The sequence below is a fragment of the Archaeoglobus sulfaticallidus PM70-1 genome (assembly GCF_000385565.1).
Classification (GTDB): domain Archaea; phylum Halobacteriota; class Archaeoglobi; order Archaeoglobales; family Archaeoglobaceae; genus Archaeoglobus_A; species Archaeoglobus_A sulfaticallidus.
The window spans coordinates 1,682,013-1,708,165 of record NC_021169.1; the positions used below are offsets into that span (position 1 = coordinate 1,682,013).

General features: G+C 42.6%; 22 protein-coding genes. 7 read left to right on the forward strand and 15 right to left on the reverse strand.

The window, feature by feature from the left end; all coding sequences use genetic code 11:
* Window positions 1–10: 10 nt before the first annotated feature.
* From ASULF_RS09095 to ASULF_RS09105, 3 genes are all read right to left on the reverse strand, one after another.
* Window positions 11–826, reverse strand: coding sequence for a hypothetical protein (locus ASULF_RS09095; RefSeq protein ID WP_015591432.1), 816 nt, complete (start codon window positions 824–826; stop codon window positions 11–13).
* A gap of 4 nt (window positions 827–830) precedes the next feature.
* Window positions 831–7,919, reverse strand: a complete 7,089-nt coding sequence (locus ASULF_RS09100) for a CARDB domain-containing protein (RefSeq protein ID WP_015591433.1) — start codon at window positions 7,917–7,919, stop codon at window positions 831–833.
* A gap of 225 nt (window positions 7,920–8,144) precedes the next feature.
* Complete coding sequence (locus ASULF_RS09105; protein ID WP_015591434.1) at window positions 8,145–10,316, reverse strand: S8 family serine peptidase; 2,172 nt, start codon at window positions 10,314–10,316, stop codon at window positions 8,145–8,147.
* A 131-nt stretch (window positions 10,317–10,447) separates the two neighbouring features.
* On the opposite strand from ASULF_RS09105, the gene hisG reads away from it, so the two are divergent.
* The 4 genes from hisG (at window position 10,448) to ASULF_RS11435 (ending at window position 15,430) form a co-directional block, all read left to right on the forward strand.
* Window positions 10,448–11,377 carry an ATP phosphoribosyltransferase gene (hisG, locus tag ASULF_RS09110; protein ID WP_015591435.1) on the forward strand — a complete coding sequence of 310 codons (930 nt, stop codon included), beginning with the start codon at window positions 10,448–10,450 and terminating at the stop codon, window positions 11,375–11,377.
* Window positions 11,378–11,924: 547 nt separating this feature from the next.
* Entirely contained in the window at window positions 11,925–12,989 is a 1,065-nt protein-coding gene (locus ASULF_RS09115; RefSeq protein ID WP_015591436.1) for an acyl-CoA dehydrogenase family protein, read from the forward strand.
* Between the two features lie 5 nt (window positions 12,990–12,994).
* Window positions 12,995–14,806, forward strand: a complete 1,812-nt coding sequence (locus ASULF_RS09120; RefSeq protein WP_015591437.1) for a DUF294 nucleotidyltransferase-like domain-containing protein — start codon at window positions 12,995–12,997, stop codon at window positions 14,804–14,806.
* A gap of 9 nt (window positions 14,807–14,815) precedes the next feature.
* Window positions 14,816–15,430 (forward strand): 3'-5' exonuclease, encoded by a 615-nt coding sequence (locus ASULF_RS11435; RefSeq protein WP_015591438.1) that lies wholly within the window; start codon window positions 14,816–14,818, stop codon window positions 15,428–15,430.
* 40 nt (window positions 15,431–15,470) lie between these two features.
* On the opposite strand, the gene ASULF_RS09130 is transcribed toward ASULF_RS11435, so the two are convergent.
* From ASULF_RS09130 to ASULF_RS09185, 12 genes are all read right to left on the reverse strand, one after another.
* Window positions 15,471–16,187 carry an energy-coupling factor ABC transporter ATP-binding protein gene (locus ASULF_RS09130; protein ID WP_236609680.1) on the reverse strand — a complete coding sequence of 239 codons (717 nt, stop codon included), beginning with the start codon at window positions 16,185–16,187 and terminating at the stop codon, window positions 15,471–15,473.
* Window positions 16,178–16,939: a cobalt ECF transporter T component CbiQ gene (cbiQ, locus tag ASULF_RS09135; protein ID WP_015591440.1), complete on the reverse strand. Its 762-nt coding sequence runs from the start codon at window positions 16,937–16,939 to the stop codon at window positions 16,178–16,180. The genes ASULF_RS09130 and cbiQ overlap by 10 nt, the downstream gene beginning before the upstream one ends.
* 13 nt (window positions 16,940–16,952) lie before the next feature.
* Window positions 16,953–17,228, reverse strand: coding sequence for a PDGLE domain-containing protein (locus tag ASULF_RS12230; RefSeq protein WP_015591441.1), 276 nt, complete (start codon window positions 17,226–17,228; stop codon window positions 16,953–16,955).
* Between the two features lie 25 nt (window positions 17,229–17,253).
* Window positions 17,254–17,895 (reverse strand): energy-coupling factor ABC transporter permease, encoded by a 642-nt coding sequence (locus ASULF_RS09145; RefSeq protein WP_015591442.1) that lies wholly within the window; start codon window positions 17,893–17,895, stop codon window positions 17,254–17,256.
* A gap of 169 nt (window positions 17,896–18,064) precedes the next feature.
* Window positions 18,065–19,228: an aminotransferase class I/II-fold pyridoxal phosphate-dependent enzyme gene (locus ASULF_RS09150; RefSeq protein ID WP_015591443.1), complete on the reverse strand. Its 1,164-nt coding sequence runs from the start codon at window positions 19,226–19,228 to the stop codon at window positions 18,065–18,067.
* 30 nt (window positions 19,229–19,258) lie between these two features.
* Complete coding sequence (locus tag ASULF_RS09155) at window positions 19,259–19,756, reverse strand: Lrp/AsnC family transcriptional regulator (RefSeq protein WP_015591444.1); 498 nt, start codon at window positions 19,754–19,756, stop codon at window positions 19,259–19,261.
* 80 nt (window positions 19,757–19,836) lie between these two features.
* Window positions 19,837–20,631 carry an MBL fold metallo-hydrolase gene (locus ASULF_RS09160; protein ID WP_015591445.1) on the reverse strand — a complete coding sequence of 265 codons (795 nt, stop codon included), beginning with the start codon at window positions 20,629–20,631 and terminating at the stop codon, window positions 19,837–19,839.
* A 24-nt stretch (window positions 20,632–20,655) separates the two neighbouring features.
* Window positions 20,656–21,471 (reverse strand): tRNA pseudouridine(38-40) synthase TruA, encoded by an 816-nt coding sequence (gene truA, locus ASULF_RS09165; protein ID WP_015591446.1) that lies wholly within the window; start codon window positions 21,469–21,471, stop codon window positions 20,656–20,658.
* A 19-nt stretch (window positions 21,472–21,490) separates the two neighbouring features.
* A complete protein-coding gene (locus ASULF_RS09170; RefSeq protein WP_015591447.1) occupies window positions 21,491–21,802 on the reverse strand; it encodes a hypothetical protein in 312 nt (103 codons plus the stop codon).
* Window positions 21,803–21,844: 42 nt separating this feature from the next.
* The gene (gene pgsA / locus ASULF_RS09175; RefSeq protein ID WP_015591448.1) at window positions 21,845–22,408 is read right to left on the reverse strand and encodes an archaetidylinositol phosphate synthase; all 564 of its coding nucleotides are present in this window, start codon (window positions 22,406–22,408) and stop codon (window positions 21,845–21,847) included.
* 41 nt (window positions 22,409–22,449) lie between these two features.
* The gene (locus ASULF_RS09180) at window positions 22,450–23,022 is read right to left on the reverse strand and encodes an Lrp/AsnC family transcriptional regulator (protein ID WP_015591449.1); all 573 of its coding nucleotides are present in this window, start codon (window positions 23,020–23,022) and stop codon (window positions 22,450–22,452) included.
* Window positions 23,023–23,509: 487 nt separating this feature from the next.
* Window positions 23,510–23,791, reverse strand: a complete 282-nt coding sequence (locus ASULF_RS09185) for a hypothetical protein (RefSeq protein WP_015591450.1) — start codon at window positions 23,789–23,791, stop codon at window positions 23,510–23,512.
* A gap of 75 nt (window positions 23,792–23,866) precedes the next feature.
* On the opposite strand from ASULF_RS09185, the gene radA reads away from it, so the two are divergent.
* The 3 genes from radA to ASULF_RS09200 all read left to right on the forward strand — a co-directional run bounded on the left by radA (window position 23,867) and on the right by ASULF_RS09200 (window position 26,135).
* Window positions 23,867–24,862: a DNA repair and recombination protein RadA gene (gene radA / locus ASULF_RS09190; RefSeq protein ID WP_015591451.1), complete on the forward strand. Its 996-nt coding sequence runs from the start codon at window positions 23,867–23,869 to the stop codon at window positions 24,860–24,862.
* Between the two features lie 65 nt (window positions 24,863–24,927).
* Window positions 24,928–25,779 carry an RAD55 family ATPase gene (locus ASULF_RS09195; protein ID WP_236609681.1) on the forward strand — a complete coding sequence of 284 codons (852 nt, stop codon included), beginning with the start codon at window positions 24,928–24,930 and terminating at the stop codon, window positions 25,777–25,779.
* The gene (locus ASULF_RS09200; protein ID WP_015591453.1) at window positions 25,776–26,135 is read left to right on the forward strand and encodes a hypothetical protein; all 360 of its coding nucleotides are present in this window, start codon (window positions 25,776–25,778) and stop codon (window positions 26,133–26,135) included. Before ASULF_RS09195 ends, ASULF_RS09200 begins: the two co-directional genes overlap by 4 nt.
* The last annotated feature ends 18 nt before the right edge of the window (window positions 26,136–26,153 follow it).

The window sequence follows — 26,153 nt, forward strand, 5'->3', positions numbered from 1 at the left end:
CCTAACTTATTTACCATATTTTCCTCCTATATATAACCATTGCTATTATTAAACTTAATGCGAACAAATAAACCTGAAAACCCCCAATAAAATATTTTTCGGCAAATCCACCACTTTCTCCACTATTCTCCAATGTTGATGTAACCTTTTGCTCAGAACTTTCAGGAATTATATTGGTTTTAGAATTAGAGTTATTTAAATTTGTTTCTACACTCTTTTCATGTTTGACCACGGTACTGTTGACTGTAACCTTGTTTTCGGAGTTATTTTTCTGAGTATTATCAGCATATCCACCAAAATTACTATTCTGCTCAACAGTAATTTCAGTCTTAGGCTTTGAGGATTGTTCTGGATGGACATTTTTCTGAATAGTTATATTATTCTCCATTGAGATATATTTGTACCCAGTACTAATCACATTCCCATTATAATCTCGCAATTCTAGAGCCGTTACATTCACCCATTCATCTGAAAAACTACCCTCCTTACACTCAAAAACGAGTGAAAATAAAGTGGGATTGCGCAAAATTTGGGGGCTAACATTGTACAAAGACATCTTAATAATACCTACCTCTTTGTACTCATCGAATATCGCATAGATATAACCATTCAGAGTTTTGTCGTACTCTACGAATTCTACATGATTTGGATCATATTTGATAAGAAATGAGCCTAACGCAAGTTTTCCCGTAAAGTTCTCTAAAGACACACCAACGACTACATAACTATTCTCTACCTTCGTTTTTACATTTATCTGACTCCCACTTACGAGATGAACAGCTAGTAAGCAAAAAAAAATTAGATAAAAAATTTTTCTCACATTCAACTATCTAACCTCCCCAGAGATCCGCTGTATCTGGGTGGCGCTGTACCTGTATGCCCATGTTCTCGAGAGTCTTCTCGTAGTTGTATCTCAGCACAACCCATGAGTCCCAGTCAGTAACCCCTGAGTCGCCGTCTACATCACCGTAGACTGAACTCTTCGACCACATGTATGACGTATCTGGGTGGCGCTGTACCTGTATGCCCATGTTCTCGAGAGTCTTCTCGTAGTTGTATCTCAGCACAACCCATGAGTCCCAGTCAGTAACCCCTGAGTCGCCGTCTACATCACCAAGCTTTCTACCCTCAAATGTCACATTAACGGTAGCACTCCCATCCACATCAAGTATAAGCACTTTCTCGTTGCCAATGGTAACTTCCTCCGGCTGAACTGCCTGTCCGTTAACCTCCACAGTTACGCTGTCGTTGATCCACGCCCACAGATTGCCTCTCTCAAACTTAGGCATTGGTATTGCAATCTTTTTCTTTCCAACACCGCCCAGGCTTAGCATGTACTCCTTGCTGGCTTTAACTGATGCATTTGGAGTTATCGACAGATCCTTGGACACGGACATGATTGTGTTCATGTCGTTGAACTCTGTAGCTTCTGCAAACACGACTTTTGGCTGTGTAAGCTCTTCTGGTTTGTATAGTGCAACCGAGTAGGTAACATTGTCACCTGGGTTCAGCGATACATCGAACTCAACTGGCACATATCCACTCTTGGAGATCCTTATCTTGTGCGATCCCTCTATTGCCTGAATCTTGCTCGTCTTTGCAGCTCCATCAAGTGTAACACTCGCATCCAGTGCAGCTCCAGATGCGTTGAAGATCTTCAGACTTATGTTGCCATAGCCCTTGACATACTTCGTAGTATTGGCAATGTATTGGTTCTCCTCATTGTACATCGGGAACATCTTGACCTCCAAGGTTGTATCTCCGGCACTCGGAGTTACATTAAAGCGGATATCTATGTAGCCCGTGCCCGGCACCTGATCCGGATAGAACTTGAGCGTGTTGTTGACAGAATCATACTCAAAGTTCTTGCCATCTATAAAGTTGTTCCATCCAAGAGCACTGTCAAACCACCTCGGAGTAACTGAACTATCAAAGTTCATGGTTCCCAGCGGAACAGTAATAACTGGAGACAGCAAAGCTGTGGCATTGTTGTTGTCAACCCTGACCGTCACCTCATACGACTTGCCTTCTACCATGTTGTCTGGAAGCGTTGGCAGGATTGTTAACTCGTTCTGCTGCTGTACCTCCATTGATGCGATTTTTACAGTTCCACTTCCACTACCCACCTCAAGAATCTTGTGTCCTACATAATCCGTACCGTAGATCAAGTCTGTCTGAGCGACCGTCTGCTCATTTTCAACTGAGACTATGACCAGACTGTCACCACTTACTCTCGTCACATTAACAGTATGAATCCTCCTGTTTGTATTCTCTGAAGTTCCGTTGCTGTTCACAGCATTTAACTCATCGGGTGTCAGCACTATAATGACTTTTGGATTTGTTGAATTAACTGTGACATCCTTCACAACCGCTCCGTTGTCTATGTTTATCGTAACAGTGGTCTCATTCATCGGAACAACCTGCAACAGTGTCAGAGCATGTAAAGCAGCCTGAGTTGATGCTGTGTATCCAAAGCTACCATGACCTCTGTAAACACTTACAAGATAATTCACCGCCTTAGCAATCGTTGCATTGTTGGAGTCCAGAACTGTGAAGTTCAAATTGTTCATACTTCTGCTCTCGTTGAGTGCTATTATTGCGTAAGCTGTAGCTTCACTCTTCCTGCCATAATTGTCCCACCACGGGCTTGCCAGTGGATGGTGCCAGTAAACCTTGTCTGGAGCTGCAGAGTAAGTATTATTCAGCAACCATGCTACGCCCTTCTCAATTGCGTTCTCTATCTGGCTTCTGTTAACCTCGTCAGATGGTGTACCATACAGCTTAAGACCCCATACACTCAGTGCAGTTGAGATCGCATCCGATGGCTTGGCCGGATCGTCCTTGGCTCCCCACTGGTTCCATCCACCGTCTGAGTTCTGAACGCTCACAAGATACTTCGTCACGTTTGCCATCGTCTGATTGGCAACCTGTTTGGCTGAACTGTTTATCAAACCTTCATTGATAAGCTGGTAGTGTGAAACCATGATCCATGATGTTACAGGCAAATGACCCTGGAAGAACCAGTGTGTACCCTGCCATGGCTCCCACCATATTGCCCCTGTTGTTTCATTCCTATTCGCCGCCTGAGCGAACCAATAGATTGTGTCGTTGAAGTTGAACTTACCCTTGTTCACACTCGAGCTGTACACATGGGTTGTTGTGAGATTGTTTTTGACAAGGTATCCAAACACATCGTCTTCCGCAACCCTTCCAAGTCCATAGCTTGCATACATTGTGTAGAACCCATCTCCCTTGGGGTTCCAGCCCCACATACTCCATGATCCATTGTCGTGCTGTCCTCTGACACCTCCTTTGGCAAGGCTTTGTACACCCATCATTATGGACTTATTGACTCTTGCTGAATCGTAAACATCCGGATATCCTTTCGTTCTGTAGTACCAGTCGGTATGCAGTGCACCAAGCAGCCTGCTTGTGGTCTGTTCAACACAACCGTAGGGATACTGGACAAGATAATCAAGTCCTCTAAGCACTCTTCCCTCCTGTCCTGCAAGCACAACGAGAGATATTTTCTGGCTGAATGTTGTAACATTACTGGTGTCTATTGTCTTGAAGGTCATTTCATTTGATGTGTCGCTCAGTATGGTTGTATTGTAAGATCTCAGTTTGATGGTCGGCACCCAGACAATCAGCTTGTAATCTGGAACCTGATCTACCGCTGAACTCGAGTTGATCTCATCAACCTTATCTCTGCCAGTAAATGTTATGTTGATCTCCTTGGTAGTTCCATTTCCGTACTCTCCAACTTTGACTGCTTTCAGTCTGAATCCAAACCAGTTCCACTTTCCGCCCCAGAGGAACCTCTCAATTTTGGCAGTATCGTTCCATCCAGTTCCATTCCACACCAGTAAACCATCAGGAACCTTTATGGTAGCGTTCACCTTACCCGGAGCAGTTACATTAACATAGCTACCTATCCAGAACTCCCTGCCCATCATCACTTTCCGTGGATAGTACATCCTCCATGCATCGAGATGGAATTCTTTCAGTGTGATTGGGTGTGTTGTATACACATTGTTCGCAGTTATCGTATCACCAGAAACCTTTGCAACAATCCAATATTTTCCACCAAGATAACCTGTTGTATTCCAAGTTATTTTTGTCACATTCCAGCCATATCCTGTCAGTGCTGGCCCTTTCAATAATGTTTGCATAGTCTTGTTAAACAGAACTTCCTGCAAGCCATTCTCATTATACACTGAAACATTCAGCACATAGCTGTCGACCTCCGTTTTTCTGAGATTTCTGACTATAACATCGAAGTTAGCCTCATCGCCAACCACATAGTAGCTGTAGTAACCATAGATATAAGGTTGAATGTCGGTAACCTTTGACACAACAACACTCGCATTCTCAGGAACAACTTTCATGTAGAGATTGTTTGTGGATATTAAGTTTCCAGTCAGGTTAAACCATGAGAATACATACTTGTCCGTCTTTACCCTGAAAGTCAGATTTGCAAGCAGGAACTTACCGCTTGCGTTTATATTGTCACCAGTAATTCTGATCGCCCTGTATGGCCAGCCCCACATGTTGTAGTAGTTGAGGTTGTAATCTGAGGATGCTGAGACGAAGTAGAAGGCTTTGTAGTTATATATTAAATACAGATTGACACTATCAATCTCAAGCGAGGAGTTTAGCTCAATGCTGACATTAACAGTATCTCCCAGCATTGCAGAGGTTGTGTTTGGTATCACGGTGCCATTAACCTCAAGAATGGCTGCTGTAAGCATCTTTGTGAATGTGTTATTGCCCTCATTAAGTTCTGCCTCAACATCATCGGAGTCTGCAACCAGAGTTATGTTGTGTATTCCCGCAGGGAAGTTGTAGTTAACAGAGATGTTCCAGAACTCCCCAGGCTTTAACAATGGTATTGAATACGTATTCACCAAGTTGTTGTTTATGTATAGCGATGCATTGGTCTGTTTTGCCCAGACATCTCCAATATTTACAACAACAATCTCAAAGTTTGCCGTTCCGGGGTTTATGAGGTCTGGTGCTAACACGATTGGTACAAGATCAGGCTGAGAAATGCAAAGTGTTCTCGTAGCATTGTTGTTGCCTTCATTAATCTCCTCAATATCATTATTTGAATCAACTGTTATGTTGAACGTGTAGCAACCGACATCGATGCTCGATGCATCCACAACTGCCGTATCACTCAGATTGAGGACTCCATCAGCATTCAGATCATTTAGCTCCTCCTGACCAATGCTGGTACTGTAGCTGTGGCCTTTGTAGGTGGCAGACAGATCGAATGTTTTGTCCACAGTTACACCAGGAATCAGATTTCTTATCTCAAATGTTGAATTCACCACTACAAAAGGATAGCTGTATGTTGTTCCACCATAGCTATCCCCTGCTTTGTGCTTTTTGATATACATCGTCTCGTTACCGAATTCGTCATAGACATGCAGTATACCTACTAGATCCGGTTTTGGTTTTATGACATAAACGTAGGCAATACTAAAGTTGTTCAACTCGTTCAGTTCATCGTTCGCATTTCCAGGATCCACAACAGCCTTGATTTCATGCAACCCCTCTGATGTGAAAGTGTAGCTGTAGCTGAACTTGGCTTCTGCATTAGGTGCCAGTTGCGGTACATTGAATGTCTGAACTCTCGTGCCACTCACATACAGATCAAGGGTTGTTGAATTAGAGTTAGCAGAACCGATGTTCTTAACCGTGAGGTTGATTTGTAGCTGTTCGTTTATATTAAGATGGTCGACACACTCAATGCTGACAGTTAGATCCGGCTTGGGTGCAGGTGGTTGCTTAACTGTGATGACATATATCGATGAGTTGGGTTCATAGGGGTTCAGCACGGCAATTAAGTCCTTAGCACCATCTCCATTTACATCATACCCCATTCCATCATATGAGTAGAATGGTTGTATCAGCATAAACTGATCACTGCTGCTGACATTGAATATATAGGCCAGATTATCTCCCGTTAACACAATTCCACTCAGGTACTTGTCGGAATCGAAGCCCGCAAACTCTGTCACATTGAACAGGTCGCCCTTTCCGTCCCCATCAAAGTCCCCTAAGAAGATATAGAACACAGTATTTTTCTCCCAGATTATACTTCCATCAGCACCATTTACAGCCAGAGCGTAACCAACACCATAGTACGGTCTCACTACATAATCCAAGACACCATCTCCCGTGAGATCACCCACACAGAATAGATCTAATCCAGCATTGCTAACATAATCTCTTGATAAGTTCCAGAGTTCGTTTCCGTTGACTTCTAATTTGACAAGTTTGAAGTTACCAGTGTGATTCTTCCAGTCATAATTGTTTCCATAAACCACTATGCTTCCTTTCGCAACCGTAACTTCCTCAAAGTCTCCAAGCTCATAGTTCCATTCAGCGTTTCCTGTGTTGTCCCTCACGTATACAGAACTCTTGTCATATGTGAGGAACTCACAGGCTCCATCCAGATCGGCATCTAGACAGGGAGTTATTAGTTTTTGGGAGACATTAAACAGTTCATTTCCATTATTACCACCACTGAGGATTACCGTATATGGTCCATCTAAGCTTACCAGAACATCCTCTATTCCATCACCATCCTTGTCGTCCACAGGTGAATAAACATTCGGCTCGTAATCGAAAGTCCTTGTCCAGAATGTTTCTCCACTGCTGCCGTTTATCGCTTCAAGTACATATTTTCCTCCCTGAGAATACTTCAGAAGGACATCCTTTCTCCCATTGTTGTCAAAATCGTATCCCCATGAATAATACGAGAAATCATATCCCGCTATTTCGTTCTGGGCTGTGGTAACAATCATCACCGCATTCTTATCCAAATCTCCCTCACTTGCTGCATTACCTGATATAACATTTGGCCACTCTTCCACAAAGGATCTTACCCATAGAACGTTGTTGAACCCGAAGTCAATAGCCACCACATAGCCATTCACCACATAGGAGCTGAACCAGTCAGAATCCGTTGCTCCAACTATAATCTCCTTGAATCCGTCATTATCTACATCGGTTATCCCGTAGTTCCAGTGGGATATACTAAGACTTGAATTAATGTAAGTTACAAGAAGTGATCCATCATTTCTCACAGCAAAGATTGCATCACCGCAGAATATGACAATATCCTTCAATCCATCTCCATTTAGGTCATCTGCAGTAATATGACTTATTTCATGACTCGCCAGAGGAACATTCCACAACTCGCTGCCATCCACACCATTCAAAGCCACCACTTTGTAAACCATGCCACCCTCATTAGGATCATAAGTGTGTATGGCAAAAACAAAGTCTTTTGCCCCATCTCCGTTTAGATCTTCAAGAACTGAAGTATCCCATACAGAAATATTGCTGTAGCTGGCATTCCAAAGCACTTTTGCATTTCCCGCAACATTGAAAAACGCTGTCTTATTAACCTTATTCACTGTAATTGAACCATTAACAACATTGTCAAAATAGCTCGTGTTGAAATCCTGACCACTGTATTCTGCCATAGTTATATTAAGGTCGCTTGTTCCTGCATCTATTCCCCTGAAATATATCCTAGCTATTTCCGTTGGCTGAACAATCGTTGGATAATTCGACAGCACCATCACAACCCTGATACTTCCATTTTTGTTGTCAATTGCGCTGAGGTTAAATGCAACAAAGGTGGAGTTCTTTAGCCCTGTAGCCACTACAACAGTAGGATCAAATGTTAGCTCCAAATCTATGCCTGTAGCGTTGGTTATATTTCCTACCATTACTGGTATCTCAGCAGTATCACCCCAGTCAATCGTTGCAGATCCCACAGAGATATCTGATGCACTGGATGTCCCTAATACAATGAAAACCAGAAGAATAGTGGCAATTGATAACTTTTCTATGGTAATTGCTCTGCGAAGAACATCTCTATTTTTTTCATGTGATTTCATTTTAGAAACCTCCCATACAATAATTCGATTCTAAATAAAATATTTTAAGCTTTTGGTATCGTATCACCAAAGAATAAATACTGAGAAAAAACCTGAAATATCTGAAAATCGAAACATTTGAAGATATTAAATCGAAAATCATTCAGAATAGGGCAGAAATGCGTAAATAATCAAAAACAATTTTACTTAAAACTAATCAATAAAATAATAAAATAATATCTGGTTTTAATTGTTACTTGATTGACCTGTAACCCCACCTAACTCAAATCTTTCATTAAGAGTGTACCACAGCTTCGCAAGGTCACCGATATCTATCCTACCGTTTCTGTTGAGGTCTCCGTTGTAGTAGTGAATGCCATCGGCTTTAACCTTGCCAACAAGAAGATATGCCATGTTGGTTATATCCGCTATATCCACATTCCCGTCCAGGTTTATATCTCCCTTCACAGTGCTGTTCGTTACCGCCCAGAATGCATTGACCATCCCGAAGCCATACACATTATCTGGCCCGGCATCTCCAAGATCAATTGATGCGTTTTTGAGTATGTTTCTGATTTCTTCAGGTGTCAGCTTGGGATTAACCTGGAGCATCAATGCTATCACTCCACTGATGTGGGGTGTCGCCATCGAGGTTCCGCTCATGTAACAGTAGCCCCAGAGACATGTTGATACAATATTATACCCGGGAGCAACGAAATCCGGCTTAATTGTAATGTTGCTTCCAAAGCCTACAGGACCTCTTGAGCTGAAATCAGCTATCCTGGCACTGCTGTCTATGGCTCCAATAGTTATGGCAGAGTAGGATGTTCCCGGCGAGTTTATGGTTCTGAAACCATATGATCCGCTATTCCCAGCAGCAATGACAACCGCTGTTCCATTTCTCACGATGGCATCAACAGCCTTATCCGCCAAGCTCGTTCCGTCACTCTCGTATCCTACATAAACCTTAACATAATATGGTATAACCCCTTCTTCTACAATGCTCCATCCGCTCGCATTCCATCCAGTGCTACCCTTTTCGACATCATCGTAAAATCCTATTTCAGGAATCTCTATGTCATCGATATACCAGCCCGGATAAACAACACTGGAATCGGTAACGTATCTGAATACTAGCGTTATGTTGTTTCCAGCAAACTTGCTCAGATTGATCTCCTCAACATATGGCTTGGAATAGCCTGTGTATTCTGCGAGCACATAAGTTGTGTTGTTGCACACAACCTCGACATAACCATAATCCCATCCTTCATCAATGTCATAGTATGTTTTAAACCTGAGTGTCGCTTTTGTAATGTTCCTAAGGTCAAAATCTCTGCTAAGAGTGTTATCCAAATTGTTCCCATTTCCGGAATACCAGATGTAGTTTTCTGTATTTTTAAGAGATTCAACTTTTAAAGTCCAGTTTCCGTTTATCAAAGGTTTATCATCGTTGTAGAACCCATAAACCATATCATTCGTCTGAGTCCAGTTAATTTCAATTCCCTGAACTTCATTACCATTCGGATCGTATAGGGTGAAGCTCAGATTATTTAGGTCAGACGACCAAATATTGAGTGTTATGAAAGCTGGCTTGTAAGCTTCCTCAAACAGATGAGGCTCAACGCTGATGTTGTACTCCTCAACCTCACTTGCTGAGAGTGATGACGAGTAGTAGAACCACTCCATTTGCAAAACTCCACCACTATAGCTTATAACATCCGCACCATTACTGTAAGCCCACTGAAGTCCCTCTATAACCCGAGAAACCGGAGCCGATCCACTGCTATCAAAAACCTTAACACCCATCAGATAAGCATCCGGAGCCACACCCGTTATTGTTCCGCTTGCCCCATTTCCAGCCACAGTCCCGGCCACATGAGTTCCGTGACCGTTATCATCATAGGGATAATTTTTGTTGTTCACAAAATCCTTCCATGCTATTATCCTATCTGAAAAATCTTTATGTGGATAGATCCCGGTATCAACAACAGCAACCTTGATTCCACCACCATCTATGCCAAGACCCCAGACCTTTTCGGCATCCATGAAATCAACGCCCCATGCGATGTTTGATGTGGCCTGTATGCTGGACTGTATATCGAAAGCATTGCTACCAGTAACATCGTTTGTATTCACTTCGAAGTCGGGCAGTCTAACAATATAATCAGGTACCACCCTAAAACCTTTCATCTTTAACTCGTCAATAACTTCAGGAGACGCATTTATGGCAACACCATTGACCAGCCATAGGTCCCTTTTCCCCTTAACTGGTATTTCCGACAGTATCGTGTGACCCTTCATTTTAGCTTTAGGATTTTTATCGAGTAATACAATAACATTCTCCCCCAAGGCTGAAGGAAAGAGAATAAAAACTATCAGCACAATTGCCAGAGCTTTTACAAAAATTCTACACTCCATCTTTAAACGCTTCCTCCCAAACAGTATATAACTATTTTGAATACCTGAATAGATACCAGTGTTAACCAGTCATTTCAAGTACATTCAAGCCTGCAAAAGAATTTTATTATGAGACCATTTTCAGCATAAGGATGTTCGAGCGAAAGAACGGAGTGAAAATATACTTCCCGGATGGACATCTGGAGAAGCCAGTATGGGATGCGATGATCGAGGCAGGATATAAGCTGAAGAAGAGCGAAAGAGGTTATCACATCAGTGTTGACCATCCCGAGATCATTTTAAAGCAGGTCAGGCCCCAAATCATGCCATTCTACATTATGAGGGGTAGAGGAGATGGTGGTTTTACCGGAGAGGATATTCTCGAGAACTCCATGCTTAGATATGAAAAGCTGAATGAGAAGGTTGTTGTTGTGGAGAGGTTACCTTTCAGACCGACAAAACTTGTTGTTGCAGTATCAGAAGAAATGTATCCGGGAGTAAAAACAATTGAAGATCTGAAAGAGGTTGCCGGAGATAAAGAGCTTATGTTCGCATCCGAGTTCCCAGATCTGGCTAAAAAATATTGCGAGGAGAAGGGATTGAATGCTATTGTTTTTGATCCCATTGGCAAAACAGAGGCATCAATTCTTCCCCCAGATCCAGAAGCAGATTTAATTTTGGAAATAACCGAATTCGGGACAACTTTGAGAGAGAACGGATGCAGAATAATAGATGTCGTTAAAGATCCTGTTTATTCCGTTTTCATAGCAAATAAAGAATCATACAGCAATCCGCACAAGAGAAAACTGATGGAAAATCTGATAACAGACATAAAAGAGGTGCTCGATTCAAGAAATCTCGTTAGCTTCCTGTTCAATGTCCCGGATGAGAACGACATACCCAAGATACTTGAGTTCCTCACCAGCGAGGGTTTTGATCCAACCGTATCAAAGCTCGCTAAAGGCGGCGTGGCAATACACATAATTATCGACAGATCGAAGGTTAAGTTCCTCAAGCCCGTTATCAGAGAGATGGGAGGCAAGAGAATAGCCACACAGCCAGTAATATCCTTTGGAGAGTGAGAAATTAGTCAATAGAATTTAACCCAGGAGTTTAACCCAAGCCGGACAGAAAATTTTTTATTTTTTTATTCTGAAGTTGTCACATGGATGCGATAATATATCTGGCATTGTTGCTGTTCGCACTGTCCTGGATAGCCTTGATGGCGAGTTAACTAACCAACCTTTTTTATTTTTGCCTTATGCTAAAAGCTGTTCCCGGCACTTAACACTGCAGTTCATAGCTTTGCTATTGCAGCCTCCAGCAGATGACCCGGGCCGGGATGTACCACGCATGGGTTGACCCGAAATCATTGAAAGCTGAGCTCTCTCATCCGGGGACCTAGATGCGTGGATGCAAGATGCATGTACCCCTATGCTTGCGGGAAGCATCATCATCTGCCACGCATACTCCGCTCCCTCCCCGATAGGGGTTATTAGATATTTGATACTAATGATTAATAAGTTTTTCATAGGTTTCCAGCAACCCGATACCAACCAAACAATTCTGCAAAATAAATGATTGAAAAAAATTTAATATTCGAAAATTAACTGAGTTAATGGTGATAATATGAAAAACCTGCAGGAGGTTATCTCCCTCATCCAGAAAAGATCTGCTGAGATTGATGCAAAAAACGAGATGCCTGAAGAGGTTCTGAAAGCCTTATTCGAAAACGGTTTGATGTCAGCATTAGCAAGTAAAGATTTTGGTCTGGAAAGCTACTCAAAAGCCTCGCTGATTGCTGAAGAGCTTGCAAAGGTCAGTGCTGGGGTGGCACATGTTACAGTTGTTCACAACATGGCAGTTGATGCCTTAAGACTCTTCGGCAGCGAAGATCAGAAAGAATACATGAAAAGGCTGGTTGAATCAGATGTCGGAACCATAGCGATAACCGAGCCATCAGGGGGGAGCGATGTCGCATCGATGAAAACAGTGGCAGAGAAAGTTGAAGGGGGCTATCTGATTAACGGAAGAAAAACCTTGATAACTAATGCCGCTTTTGCGAAGATATTCATTGTTTTTGCCAAGGTTGATGGGAAGATCACTGCATTTATCGTGGATAGAGACGATGGCATAACAACAAGAAAGCTCAACCCCTCTGGATTTCGAGGGAGCGGACTTTCTTCAGTCGAGTTCAAGGATGTTTTCGTTAGCGAAGACAGCATCCTCGGCGGGACTGGCAAGGGTATGAAGGTGGCTCTGGCTACCTTAGCAGTCAACAGAATTCCTTTTTCAGCGATAGGTCTCGGGATTGCGAAAAGATGCTTCGAGCTTGCAGTAAAATACGCCAAAGGGAGAGATGCCTTCGGCAAGAAGTTGATGGACTTTCAGGGAATGCAGTGGATGCTCGCAGACATTTTCGCAGATATCGAAGCGTTAGACAAACTGATAAAATACTCAGCAATGGTAGCCGATGGAGAGATAGAGGGGTCAACCACAGTGCTTGGAGCTGTATGCAAGCTGAAGGCTGCCGAGGTTGCGAAGAGGTGTGCAGATGTGGCGATAGAGGTCTATGGAGGGCATGGAGTGATGTCCGGCTCTCCTGTAGAGAGAGCATACAGAGATGCCAAGATTCTTGATATAGCTGAGGGTACTTCTGAGATCATGAAGGTAATCCTGTCAAGGAGCTTCTGATAAATATGGCCGCACCACCAAAGGAGTTCCTCAGGAAGATAAAGCCATTCTCATTTTTATCTGAAAAAGAGCTTGACTATCTGGTCGCAAACCTGGATGTTGAGGCATATGAAAAGGGAGAGGTTGTTTTCAAAAAAGGTAAGCACTCAAAGTATGTCTATGTCGTCTTTCAGGGTTCTGTCGGGCTGTATGATGACGATACGCTCATAGATGTTGTTACAAGGGGTGAGATATTCGGAATAATTTCTGCAATAACAGGAAACCCGTTATCGCTAACCGCTATCGCAATGGAAGATCTGATATGCTACGAGATCAAGAAGGATGCGTTCAACGAGATTTTCGAGAAAAACCCGAAGTTCTCAGCTTTCTTCACAACATTCATCAACAAGAGGTTCAGATCCTTCACGAACCTCGTCAGAGAGACTGAAGGTACACTGCAAGAAGAGATATATCTGATGAGCGTCGAGAAGCTGATCCGTAAAGATCCTGTTGTTTGTAGCAGAGACACTGTAGTGGAGGATGCTGCAAAGACGATGATAAACAACAGGGTTGGATCGATCGTTGTTGTTGAGAATGGAAAACCCGTCGGGGTTCTCACCGACAGCGATCTGAAGAAGGTTCTGGTTTATGGAGACAAAAAAGATCCTGTTGAGAGGCACATGGTCTCTCCAGCGATTTATATTGATAGCGAGAAGCCTGTCTTTGAAGCTTATCTGACCTTGCTGAACAAGGGAATAAATCATCTGATTGTTGTGAACAAGGATTCGAAGGCCATTGGAGTCATAACGAGCAAGGATATCCTGTCACAACTGGAGCCAGCATCCTCACTCATCTCCCTGTACAGGGGAATACAGAAGGCCAGCAGCATTGAAGAGCTGAAATCTTACCTGAGTGGAGTTAGAAAAGCTGTTGCTGCTCTGGCGTTGAAGGGTTTCCACTTCTACGAGCTCAGCAGAATGATTACCTCCGTCTATGATTCAGCAGTCCACAGGGTGCTCGTGATGACCGAAAAGGAATTCGACCTGCCAGATTATGTCTGGATCCACATGGGAAGTTCTGGAAGAAAGGAGCAGATCATTGCGACTGATCAGGACAACATGATAATTTACGATGGCGATAAGAAGGAGGTGCTCGAGTTCGCGAAAAGAGTCAACGACAGGCTTGATGAAATAGGCATTCCAAAATGCACGGCCAACTACATGGCCTCAAACCCCAAATGGAATCTAACCATTGATGAGTGGAAGGATAACTTCAAGAGGTGGTTTAACGCATTAACCGGAGAAAATATAAGATACCTTTCGGTCTTTCTCGATCTGAGGCCGATTCATGGAGATACCAGCCTCTACACTGAGCTTCTGGAGTTCATAAAGGATAACATAACCTCTCAGGCAATAAGGTTCCTCGCCCTTGACGCAACCACAATTGAGCCCCCGATCGGAATTTTCGGGATCAAAGGGCTGGATAAGGGACTGGATATTAAAAAGTTCGGAATATATCCAATAGCGAACGGTGTCAGGGTGCTGGCACTTGAAAATGGAATTGTAAAGATAACTAACACCAAAGAGAGAATTGAGAGATTATCTGAGATCTCAGCTATTGGCGATAGAAAGGATGATCTGCTTGAGGCTTACGAGTTCCTGCAGGAGTTGAGATTGAGACACCAGTCGATTTCATTTTCAGCTGGATTTGAAGGAGACAACATAATAAAAATCGATGAGATCGACAAGATCGAGAGCTTTGTTTTGAGAGAGGCTTTAAAGATTGTTTCCTCATTCCAGAAGTTCATAAAAGGAAGATACAAGGTGTATGGACTATAGGTGAGGATCATGAACCTCAGATCAGCAAGATTTTCGGTTATCGATCTCGAGACCACCGGATTGAATGTAAAGAGAGATGAAATCCTATCTATAGCCGTAGTGCCAATGCAAGGGACGAAGATACTGAGCAGTGAGAGCTTTCATACATACATAAAGCCAAAGAGATACAAACTGAAGTCGATGAGGATCCATGGGATCGATCCCAGCACGATAGAGAACGCACCAAAATTTTCCGAGGTTTCAAAATACCTGTTCGACCTCCTAAGGGATACTATAATTGTTGGACATGCAGTTGAGATAGATTTCAGCTTTCTCAAGAAATATTTCAAAAACGAGAACATGAACCTGAACAACAAGTACATAGACATAGCGATAGTGGAGAAGTGGCTCTGTGAGAGGCTGGGAGAGAGAAAGGGCAATATGGATCTGACTCTCGATGTTCTCCTGAAATCATACAACCTCAGCGGGAGGTTCAGGCATCATGCCTTGACAGATGCTTTCCTGACAGCCCAGATATTCCAGATCCAGCTTCTCAAGATGCTCAAATACGGGATGAATTCTGTGGAAAGAATTCTCTCCATTATGGAGTCCTCAAAGGCTACGAGAATTGACTTTATTTTTTAATTTTGTCTTGTTGATGTTTTGAGGCTGATTCCCGAGTTTCTCATATCACTCCTGCAGACTCCAGAAGCCCATGATCCTCAAGTATCTCAAGACTTCCATCAGCTTTCACTTTTTTATCCATGCCAATCAGAATGATCCGATCTGCTATTTTCGGCACAATGTCGAGCTCATGAGTGGCAACGATCAGCGTAGAATTTCTTTTTTGCAGGATTTCCACAATCTTCCGCCTCGTCTTTCCATCAACATTTGCAGTAGGTTCATCCAGGAAAAGAATTTTTGGATCCAGCATCAGGGCACATACGATTGACACTTTCTTTTTCTCCCCACCGCTCAACCGGAATGGTGGTTTCTCAAGGAGATAATCAATTCCAAACTTTCGTGCATGGGTTCTGGCAAGCTCGACAGCTTCATCGTAAGGAATGTTGAGCTGAGAAGGCGTATAAAGAAGCTCTTCGAGGACTGTTGGGTTGAAAAGGAAATCATCTGGATTCTGGAAAACCACACCGATGTTCCTTCTCAAAAACTCGGCATTATTTCTGTTTGGTTCAACTCCAAAAATCCTGATTTTTCCTGTCTTGGGCTTAACCAGCCCCGACAGAAGCATGATCAGTGTGGACTTTCCACACCCATTTGGCCCAAGCAGAACTATCCTTTCCCCATCTCGTATCTCAGCCGAGAAATCCTTTACGGCTAAAGTCCCATCTGGATACTCATATGATACATTCTCTGCTGAAACCACTACCTCTCTCAGATGCACCACCAGAGGGCTATGGAGATCACGAGAATAAAAAATCCTTCGATTGAGCCTAACTTGTAAGGTTTAACATACGGCTTGTATCTGTAACCCCCTCTCGCCATCGATGCGAGATGGAGTCTCTCAGACCTCTCAAAGACCCTTATGAAGAACACACCCATCGCGTTGCCACCATTTCTCCATATCTCGGAGAACCCCATCTTCCGAAATCTCCTGCTCTCTCTTGCAAGAATTATCCTGAAAAGCTCGGAGAAGGTCAGGTGGATGTATCTGTATGTCACCACGATGATCGATACGAAAGTTTCAGGGAGTCTGTAGGACCTGAAGGCTGAAACTATGTCGGAGAAAGGCGTTGTGAGAATTAAGAGTGAAAGCAAAGCAACGGCAATTAAAACCCTGAAAGTAAAGACTGCAGCATAAACGAAACCATCCCAGTTGATGCCGCTGTAACCGAACATGTGGGGCATCACAATAATGAAAGAAAACAGCGGAAAAAGCCATACCCTCTTCAAAAAGAGCATAACCTCTATTTTGGACAGAATCAAAAATAACACCACTACAAAAAATACAGCCAAGAGCTTATCCACATCAAATGTTGTCGTTGTAAGCACAATCAGCAAAAAAATTCCGGCAATTTTAATTCTGGGATCCACTCTCTGCAAGAATCCGTTCTTATATACCGTCCTCTCAGAGCTAAAAAAATTATTAAAAAATGCTGAGGCCTCCTTTGCCGTCTTTTCGATTAACTCGATCATGACTATTCTCTTGCTACTCTCTCGAAGCAACGACTTTCGCTATGCCATATGCAACTGCAAGAGTAATCAATGCACCGATAACTCCGGAGATCAAGGTCCCAGAGAACATGTCCAAGCCTGGTACGGAGTAGTCCGGAAGTATTCCTTCATAATCCTGATGCTCCTCAGCTCCAAGATGCTCAGCAACATTCTCAAGGGGTTCGGAGTAGTTGACGAGGTCTGCGAGATATGCAAATACTGGAGACAGAAACAGAAGAATACCAAGCAGGATCCAGAACTTTTTTGACATATACTACACCCCTTACTTTATTTCTTCACGCACCTACTTTCGATTTGCTCTCCGTGAAAAGGATGTCCGGCCTTGTGGAATATATGTATGCAACAACACCAGCAGTTATTACTCCCTCAATAATGCCAAGGATACCATGCCACATCCCCATTACTGGAACGGTCACAGCAATCGAATACTTGAACGTACTTGACAGCCCAATTTCAATCCCAGCAAATATTGCTGCAAGCGTTATGCCAAGCCACCCGGCTACTGCTGCTGCAAGATACGGGTTCTTCTTTTCCAGCAGCTTGAACACATAGTATCCAACAAAGACTGCAACAACACCCATGTTCCATATGTTCGCTCCCAGGGCCGTTATACCACCATCAGCAAAAACCAGCGTCTGAATGATCAGCACTGAAGCCATTGCAAGAAATCCAGCATACGGACCGAGAATTACGCCAGCCAGTGCACCACCCACGAAGTGCGCTGATGTACCTCCTGGAATGGGCCAGTTTAGCATCTGTGCTGCAAAAATGGCTGAAGCAACCATCCCAACAACAGGAACCCTCTTTTCATCAAGTTCATCCTTAGCCTTTATCAAAGATATGACAAACACTATCCCAGTCAAAACATAAAAAACACCGGCTATACTCAGATCAAGGAAGCCATCAGGTATATGCAACGATCTCACCTCCGTATTACCAACACTTTGTGTGGTGTTACTTGTTAATAAGTCTTTTGGTTTATGTTAGATACAGTAAAACAAGAAAGGTGTTCAGATACAAGTATGGGTAGAATTCCCAGCAACAATTGAAAATTGTGAAAAAGCCGAAAGCTACAAACTATCCGATTTACCTCAGACTATTCACAAACTCAGAGATGCGATCTGCAGCCTCTCTCAACTTATCCATGCTAACCGCATAGGCACATCTGATATATCCCTCTCCGCTCTCCCCAAAAGCGTTTCCCGGAACTACAGCAACATTCTTTTCCAGCAAAAGCCTCTCTGCAAATTCTTCGCTCGACAGGCCGGTGTCTTTTATGCTCGGGAAAGCGTAAAATGCCCCTTCTGGCATGTGAGTTTCTAAAACTTCATTCAGCTTTCTGACAAAGAAGTTTCTTCTCCTCATATATTCCGCTCTCATCTCATCAAGCTCGCTCTCACCATTCCTCAGAGCTTCAATAGCTCCAATCTGAGAGGTTATCGGGGCGCATAGCATGGAGTACTGATGGATCTTGAGGACTGCATCGAGTATCTCATCCGGAGCGATAACATACCCAATTCTGAGCCCGGTCATAGCAAAAGACTTTGAGAACCCGTTCAAAACCACTACTCTATCCTCCATTCCATTAAGTCCAGCAATAGATGTGTGAGGGAATTTATAAGTGAGTTCAGAGTAGATTTCATCAGATATTACAATCATATCCATCTCTACTACCGCATCAGCTATCTCCTCTAGCTCTTTCTTGCTGTAGCTAACCCCAGTTGGATTCGATGGATAGTTCAGAATCAGAATTTTCGGGTCTATCATTCTTGATGCGGTAGTTATTTCTTCGTATGTCAGCCTTGAAGGTGGAGGAATAGATATTGTAACAACATTCCCTCCGCAAAGAATTGCCAGTGGCTGATAGGAAACATACGATGGCTCAGGGATCAGAACAAAATCACCGGGGTTTACGGTAGCCCTCAAACTCAGATCAAATCCTTCGCTAACACCAGAAGTTACAACGATGTTGTCCGGGTTGGCATCGAGACCGAATTTTCTGTAATACTTAGCGATTTCAACCCTCAATTCTTCAAGGCCATAGTTTGATGTATAGGATGTTATTCCCTTCTCGAGAGAATAGATCATTTCCTCTCTTATCCTCCAAGGAGTTGGGAAATCAGGTTCTCCTACTCCAAGGCTTATAACATCTTCCCTTCCAATAATGAGGTCAAAAAATCTCCTGATCCCGGATGGCTTTATTTCAAGTAGCTTTTCATTCACCTTCTTTTTTTCCTTCATTTTCTCCATTCAAATCCTCCCGATTTCACGGAATTATCGCTACGGAACTATCGCAAGCCTCCTATCCTCTTCATCACTGAAAAGCAGAACTCCCTCTTCCTTATACGATTTGAGCACAAAATGTGTGTTCGTATCCCTGACCTCAGGCAGGGTTGATACCTTTTCTGAAACGAAGAATGACACATCCTTCAAGGATTTGCCTTTAACAACGATCTGAAAGTCATACTCTCCGCTAACCAGCCTTACAGCATGTACCTCAGGAAACTTGGCAATTCTTCTTGCAATATCATCGTAATTTTTCTCTCTCGTGAGGTTAACCCTAACATCGATTAAAGCCACCACAAACTCCTCACCAAGCTTTTCCCAGTCGATTATAGTCTTGTATTTTAGAATCGATTTCTCATTCTCGCATTCGGATATTATCTTTTCTACATCTTCACGGCTCAGGCCAGTTATATCGGCTATCTCATCCACAGAATATCTTGCATTGTCTTCAAGGAGTTTCAGCACCTCCACCTTCTTATCAGCTTCATGCATCCAATCACCTGATTTGAAAAAAACAGGAAGGATTATTTAAAATGTTGGTTGCTGCTCGCTCTATCTAACCTACTAACCTACTACCTCGGCAGTCCAAGCAGAGATCTGACAAGATTCTCTCTCGACCACTCCTTCTGGCTGACCGCCTCCATCATAAGAACATTCGGTGGTGGTTCTGGAAAAACTTCGGCAACTATTTCCTCTATGCTCTTACCAGCATCAAAAAGCTCTTTAACCCTATCTCTCAAGTCAGACACATATTCAGCATATTTCACCGCATACTCTCTTTCTGCTATACCCACTCCTCCAAAGTAGTACTCAAAATCCTTTTTGAGGATTCTCTCCAAAGAGGTTATAGTGTCGCCAAACTCCTCTTCCCTCAGGCAGATCATCTGATTGGTGGATATTATGAGGTCTCCGGAGAAAAGAAAGTCATCGATGAGGATAGAAACATGGTCAAATGTATGCCCAGGAGTTTCCACAACTTCCACAACAGTATCTCCAAACTCCATTTTGCTGTCCAACGGCTCACAATCTGCAGCTACTGGCTGACCCCACACCAATTTTCTGTAATCAGGAATTTCAGGAGGAGATTTGAGAATGCTGATGGATTTCTCAGGAGCATACACCTTAATTCCAATCTCCTTTAGATTATTAATCGCCCCAACATGATCTTCGTGGTAATGGGTTATGAGTGCTATCTCAACATCCAAGTTCTTCACCAGGTCCACGACTTCTCTAGCTGTGTTCGGGCATCCACAGTCTATCAGAAGATTTCTGTAAACATAAAAGTGAGTCCAGTAGAGAACCTTGCCACCAACCTCAGTTCCGCACTTAACTGCAAGCACATCGTCGTGCTTCTCAGCAATCAGCACAGTTCCACCTATTCAGTGAGCCACCTACTCGGTGAGATCATCCAGAAAGTCATCCATAATCGAGAAAACCTTGAACTGAGTACCATAAAATCTTATCTTCTGCTCAAGCTTCCTCTTGAACATGTTAAAGGCATATTCATCGATCTCAAACTCGATATCGGAGTATTTAACGTCCTTGAGCAGCAGGCCATATGCTGGAGAGGGTTCCATTCGCTCAAAGTAGTTTTCCGGATCGAGCATAGATTTCATCCACTCAACATCCCTGACCCCTCTGCCAATCATTTCTAGTGCTGTGGCAAGATTCCTGACCATGTTCCATGTAAATGCATTACCTTCAATTTCTATGGTTATGAAGCGATCGTCAAGCCTAACCTCAACGCTCTTTATGGTTCTGATGTTGCTCGAAGATTCAGCGAACCTCTTCGTAAAGTTCGAGAAATCATGAGTTCCCTCTATTATGCACGCAGCCTTCCTCATCAGCGAGACATCTATATCGGACTTCAACATAACATATGAGTAGACCCTTGAGGTTGCATCCCTTCGGGGATCGAAGTCATCGCTGACCTTAGCCCATGCCCATATCGTTATATCTTCAGGAAGCTTGGAGTTGATTATTCTCGGCAGATACTTTTTCGCATCGACATCGATTGCAAAAACATTGCCCAGAGCGTGAACTCCAGCGTCAGTTCTGCTCGAGCATCTGTATCTCGCCACCCCAGCATCTATTCCCAGTTCGCTGAAGGCTTTGAACAGCTCACCCTCAACAGTCCTCAGATTGGGCTGATACTGCGATCCATGAAAGTTATCCCCGAAATAGGCGAATTTATAGGCAACCCTCATACTGAACCTTCTTTCTAAGTTATTTATTGGGAATCAGAGATGACACGAATTCATTTACCGTGGATATCTTCCTTCTCAGAACATCCTTAACATTCTTCTGACCCTGATAGTATCCTATTGCCGCTCCAACTATGAAGAGGAAATCAATGTCATCCAGCTGATATTTGTTCTTTATCTCATACAGCTTTTCAGCCCAGCTTTGGGGAATTCCATCCACAGTTTCTTCTTCACCGTAATCAAGATTTTCAAGGATCCTCTCATCAACACCCCATGTTTTTCTCAACTCATCAAAGGCATCCCATAAAAGGGATTTTTTCATCTGAACATCCATGAAGTTCCCCCCAGCTTAGTTTTCAGTTTAAATATATAAATCTTAACCTCTTTTGACAGTCTCTTTGTAAGTGTGATATACCCTCTGAATGGCAGTAAAGTGAGACAGCAACGCCACAATCAGCACTGCAAGTTCTGGATTACCGAGAATCAGACCAGCGAAGATTATGATTAACCGCTCCCCTCGCTCGGCAATCCCAACATCGCATTTTTCAATTATGTTCTCAGCTCTTGCTCTTGTATAACTGACAAGAAGTGCCCCACTCATCGCAAACGCCACATATACCCAGTTAACACCGTATATGCCAAGAGCTATGAAAATTGCCACATCAACATATCTATCCGAAACAGAATCTATATATCCCCCAAAATCCGTTTTCAGGGTTTGATTTCTCGCTAAAGCTCCATCGAGCATATCAAATAATCCACTTAAAATTATAAAAATCCCACCAAGAATTAATTCTCCAATCGAGATTAAATACGCTGAAGAAAATCCAACGAGCAACCCGATAAATGTGAGGTGGTTCGGTTTTACACCAAGTCTGTAAATGGTAGAAGTTAGTGGTGCGAGAACCTTGGTTATATGCAACTTTAGCGAACTGAGCATGACCAAAGGGATGAGATAAGATATTAATTTTTTACTTCCAGTTACTTCCAGATCTTCCCTCTATAGTGTCCCGTTATCGGACACCCAAGACAGAGTTCGTTCTGCCAGTAGTCACACACATCGCAGTTAGAATTACATGGTGCTGTATCTGCTGGCTCGATGTGTATCCTCATCGGAACCACTGTATCTCTTTCAGCCCTGACAACTATGCCAACATCGATATCGTAAACATTTGGATCCGGTCTTATATGCTGGTCAACAATGGCCTCGAGCGTTGAAAGATCCTCCCCGATGAACATCATTGTTAGATTTTTGTTCCCTGCAACTATAAACCCGTTGAGGAAGAAAGGACATCCAGAAAACACATTGATCAGATCCCTTGGCTGCCTGCACTTCAAATCAACCTTCAATACATAAAGCCCAGCATTTTTTAGATTTATACCATAAGCATGATTTATTATTCCAAGTTCCCTCATCTTCTTTATTCTCGCTCCTACTGACGGCTGCGACAGTCCAACCTCTTTGGCAATCTCGTTCTGCGAAATTTCAGGGTTTCTCTCAAGGATTTCAAGTATCATCTTATCCTTCTCATCAAGTTCAAAGATTCCAACCATATAACCACCAGTGTCTTTTCTACATTTGCTTATAAAAAATTAGCGATTACAACCTTGTAAGAAATAAATAAAAGACAATAAACTTAGGGCACTTAGATGTCCAGCTACTCCAGAAACCTTCCTAAAATAGATATTCTGTATTTCTTTCTCCAATTTGATATCGCCTGAAATTTCTATTTTGAATATCACATTCTCGAAACTTCTTTGCCTATCAATCCTTAGAAAATCAATATTTTCAGCGATTGAATTTAAATACGAACAGACTGCATCCACCTCTACGACATTATCTCCAGCAACAATAACTACATGATCTATGGGTTTTGTATTACTCTCCGAATTCTCTCCACAGCAATACCGTCCACAACAATAAAATCAGGGGTCATTGAAAGCACGTCAACAGTTTCGTGTTTATGTTGATGTGCATGTTTGTAGCTGGTTTTTTACAATAACGGCCACTTAAACAACTCAGCGTCAAAATCTAAAAAAGCTATCCCCCACCTCTTAGATAGTACAGCTTTTTCTGAATTTTTTCGTGGATGTCTTTTTTGCATTCTATCTCAACTATTGTTCTTTGAATTCCCAGTTCATTTCTTCCACCTGGTTTAAACCTGATCTTAACAATATCTCCATTTTTTATAGCAGTGATGCTGCAATTGATGCTATTATTCACCTTCACAGCATAACCAAGTCCCTGAAGGAGTCTGATAAACTCTTCCACAGCTTCTCTCAAGAACATACCTACATCATGAACATATACTTCTTTCATCACTTTCAGACCACCCACAACATTAATTTATATCATACCTTAATTTGAGTCTAACCCAAGTGTATAGAGGGATTTTGTATGGCGAAGAAAAAATCAGAATCTGAGGCTAATAACAAAATAGTTGATCTCGAGGATATACCGGGTGTTGGATCAGCAATAGCCGAAAAGCTAAGAGAAGCCGGAATATACACTATTGAAGCTGTAGCAGTAGCAACTCCTGGAGAGATAAGCAGCATTGCTGAAGTTGGGGAATCAACTGCTGTCAAGATAATCTCCTCTGCAAGAAAGCTGGCAGAGATTGGAGGTTTCGAGAGTGGAGAAAAAATACTTGAGAGAAGAAAAAAGGTCGGAAAGATCACCACAGGCAGCAAAGAACTCGACAAACTTCTCGGTGGCGGAGTTGAAACTCAGGCAATAACAGAACTTTTCGGAGAATTTGGTTCAGGTAAAACCCAGCTATGCCACCAGCTTGCCGTAAATGTTCAGCTCCCAAAAGATCAGGGAGGGTTGGAAGGGTGCGTTGTGGTCATAGATACCGAAAACACATTCAGGCCTGAGAGAATCGTGCAGATGGCTGAGGCGAAAGGTTTGAATCCTGACGAGGTTCTGAAGAACATCTATGTCGCCCAGGCCTATAACTCCAACCATCAAATGCTTCTTGTTGACAACGCAAAAGAGCTTGCACAGAAAATAAAGAAAGATGAAGGGAAAAATGTCAAACTGATCATCGTCGATTCCCTGATGGCCCATTTCAGGGCAGAGTATGTTGGCAGGGGTACGCTCGCAGACAGACAGCAGAAGCTGAACAGGCACCTCCACGATCTTATGAGGTTTGGAGAGATATTCAATGCTGCAATCGTCGTAACAAACCAGGTTCAGGCCAAGCCGGACACGTTTTTTGGAGATCCGAACAGACCGGTGGGAGGACATATAGTTGCACATACGGCCACATTCAGAATATACCTCAGAAAGAGCAAGGGAGAGTTGAGGGTTGCAAGGCTTATTGACTCTCCACATCTTCCAGAGGGAGAGGCCATCTTTAAGGTAACGGAAAAAGGAATTACAGATAAATGAAGAATAAATAATGAACACCGCTACTAAGAACAAACTTTATATTTGATTATTACATGCTAATGATAATGGAAAGGATAGATACTGGTATAATCGGCCTAAATGAACTGTTAGACGGTGGATTCCTCCCGAATTCTGTGGTAGCTGTCTTAGGTTCAAGCGGTGTTGGTAAAACAATATTCTCAATACAGTATCTGCTGAGTGGCGTTCAGAGAGGAGATAGATGCATATACATTTCATTCGATCTCGAAAAAGAAGATATAATAAAGCAGATGAGTTCCTTGGGATGGACAGAAATCGCAGACTATATCGAAAATGGAAAAATTTATGTAAAAAGCTTTTTTGCAGAGAATGTCTCTTTTGTCAACAACGATCTTCTAAACATCCTCGTCTCCGAAGCTGGAATTAGTACCAGAATAGTTATAGATTCATTCACACCGATGATCTCATCTTTCAACCTCGAATCGAGAAATGATATAAAGTGGTTCTTCCAGAGAGTAAGGGAGATAAGCACAGCGATTATAACAGTCGAAGAACCGCTCGATGGGAAGATTGACGATCCTTCCGTATCCATACCAATCTTTCTGTCAGATACAGCAATTCACCTGAAAAACATTGGGTATGGAGAGGCGTTTAGCAGAACTCTTAAAATTATAAAACACAGAGGCTCCTGGCATGCGGAAGGTATATTCCCCTATAAAATCCTAAAAGGGATTGGATTATTTGTTGAAACCGGAGATATCCTAGAAGAACTCGTTGAAGAAAAAATAGACCTTGACGAGATTCTCAGAGATCATGGAGTTAGCCGAGAGAATATAGATCCATTTCTGTTAAGGAGACTTGAAATTTTAGCAAATTCCGGGCAGAAGAATGCGAAAGAAGTAATATCCAATATTATAGAGAGAGTAGTGGGAAAATGATTTCAGATGTGTCCAAAATTCTCAAAAAAATTTTGGCGATAGATGGAGTTATTATGAGTGCACTGTATCGCATAGATGGCGAAATACTCTGCGCAAAAACGAACGTGAGTAGCAGAGAAGTACTGACTGCACTTTACTGGCTTGAGAACCAGATAAAGGAAATGCTATACCAGATATCCTCAAGAGATCTGGATGAAGCCAGGTTCAAATTCGGAAAAATTGTTATAATACTATTTCCGGCATCAAAAACAACAGTTATTGGCGTTATGATAGACGAAGAAGCTTCAAAATATAAAATAGAGATAGATATCAAAACGATGTGTAGGAAAATAGGCAAACTTGTATCCAGCTTCTGATCTTTTTTATTCCACTCT

What these genes read in the sequence shown, in the direction of transcription:
- radA (WP_015591451.1), top strand. Translation starts at nt 23,867, where the DNA reads ATGGCGAAGAAAAAATCAGAATCTGAGGCTAATAACAAAATAGTTGAT.
- ASULF_RS09155 (WP_015591444.1), bottom strand. Translation starts at nt 19,756, where the DNA reads ATGCATGAAGCTGATAAGAAGGTGGAGGTGCTGAAACTCCTTGAAGAC.
- ASULF_RS11435 (WP_015591438.1), top strand. Translation starts at nt 14,816, where the DNA reads ATGAACCTCAGATCAGCAAGATTTTCGGTTATCGATCTCGAGACCACC.
- ASULF_RS09180 (WP_015591449.1), bottom strand. Translation starts at nt 23,022, where the DNA reads ATGGTTGGAATCTTTGAACTTGATGAGAAGGATAAGATGATACTTGAA.
- ASULF_RS09105 (WP_015591434.1), bottom strand. Translation starts at nt 10,316, where the DNA reads ATGGAGTGTAGAATTTTTGTAAAAGCTCTGGCAATTGTGCTGATAGTT.
- ASULF_RS09115 (WP_015591436.1), top strand. Translation starts at nt 11,925, where the DNA reads ATGAAAAACCTGCAGGAGGTTATCTCCCTCATCCAGAAAAGATCTGCT.
- cbiQ (WP_015591440.1), bottom strand. Translation starts at nt 16,939, where the DNA reads ATGATCGAGTTAATCGAAAAGACGGCAAAGGAGGCCTCAGCATTTTTT.
- ASULF_RS09170 (WP_015591447.1), bottom strand. Translation starts at nt 21,802, where the DNA reads ATGGATGTTCAGATGAAAAAATCCCTTTTATGGGATGCCTTTGATGAG.
- ASULF_RS09120 (WP_015591437.1), top strand. Translation starts at nt 12,995, where the DNA reads ATGGCCGCACCACCAAAGGAGTTCCTCAGGAAGATAAAGCCATTCTCA.
- ASULF_RS12230 (WP_015591441.1), bottom strand. Translation starts at nt 17,228, where the DNA reads ATGTCAAAAAAGTTCTGGATCCTGCTTGGTATTCTTCTGTTTCTGTCT.
- ASULF_RS09195 (WP_236609681.1), top strand. Translation starts at nt 24,928, where the DNA reads ATGGAAAGGATAGATACTGGTATAATCGGCCTAAATGAACTGTTAGAC.
- pgsA (WP_015591448.1), bottom strand. Translation starts at nt 22,408, where the DNA reads ATGCTCAGTTCGCTAAAGTTGCATATAACCAAGGTTCTCGCACCACTA.
- ASULF_RS09150 (WP_015591443.1), bottom strand. Translation starts at nt 19,228, where the DNA reads ATGGAGAAAATGAAGGAAAAAAAGAAGGTGAATGAAAAGCTACTTGAA.
- hisG (WP_015591435.1), top strand. Translation starts at nt 10,448, where the DNA reads ATGTTCGAGCGAAAGAACGGAGTGAAAATATACTTCCCGGATGGACAT.
- truA (WP_015591446.1), bottom strand. Translation starts at nt 21,471, where the DNA reads ATGAGGGTTGCCTATAAATTCGCCTATTTCGGGGATAACTTTCATGGA.
- ASULF_RS09200 (WP_015591453.1), top strand. Translation starts at nt 25,776, where the DNA reads ATGATTTCAGATGTGTCCAAAATTCTCAAAAAAATTTTGGCGATAGAT.
- ASULF_RS09100 (WP_015591433.1), bottom strand. Translation starts at nt 7,919, where the DNA reads ATGAAATCACATGAAAAAAATAGAGATGTTCTTCGCAGAGCAATTACC.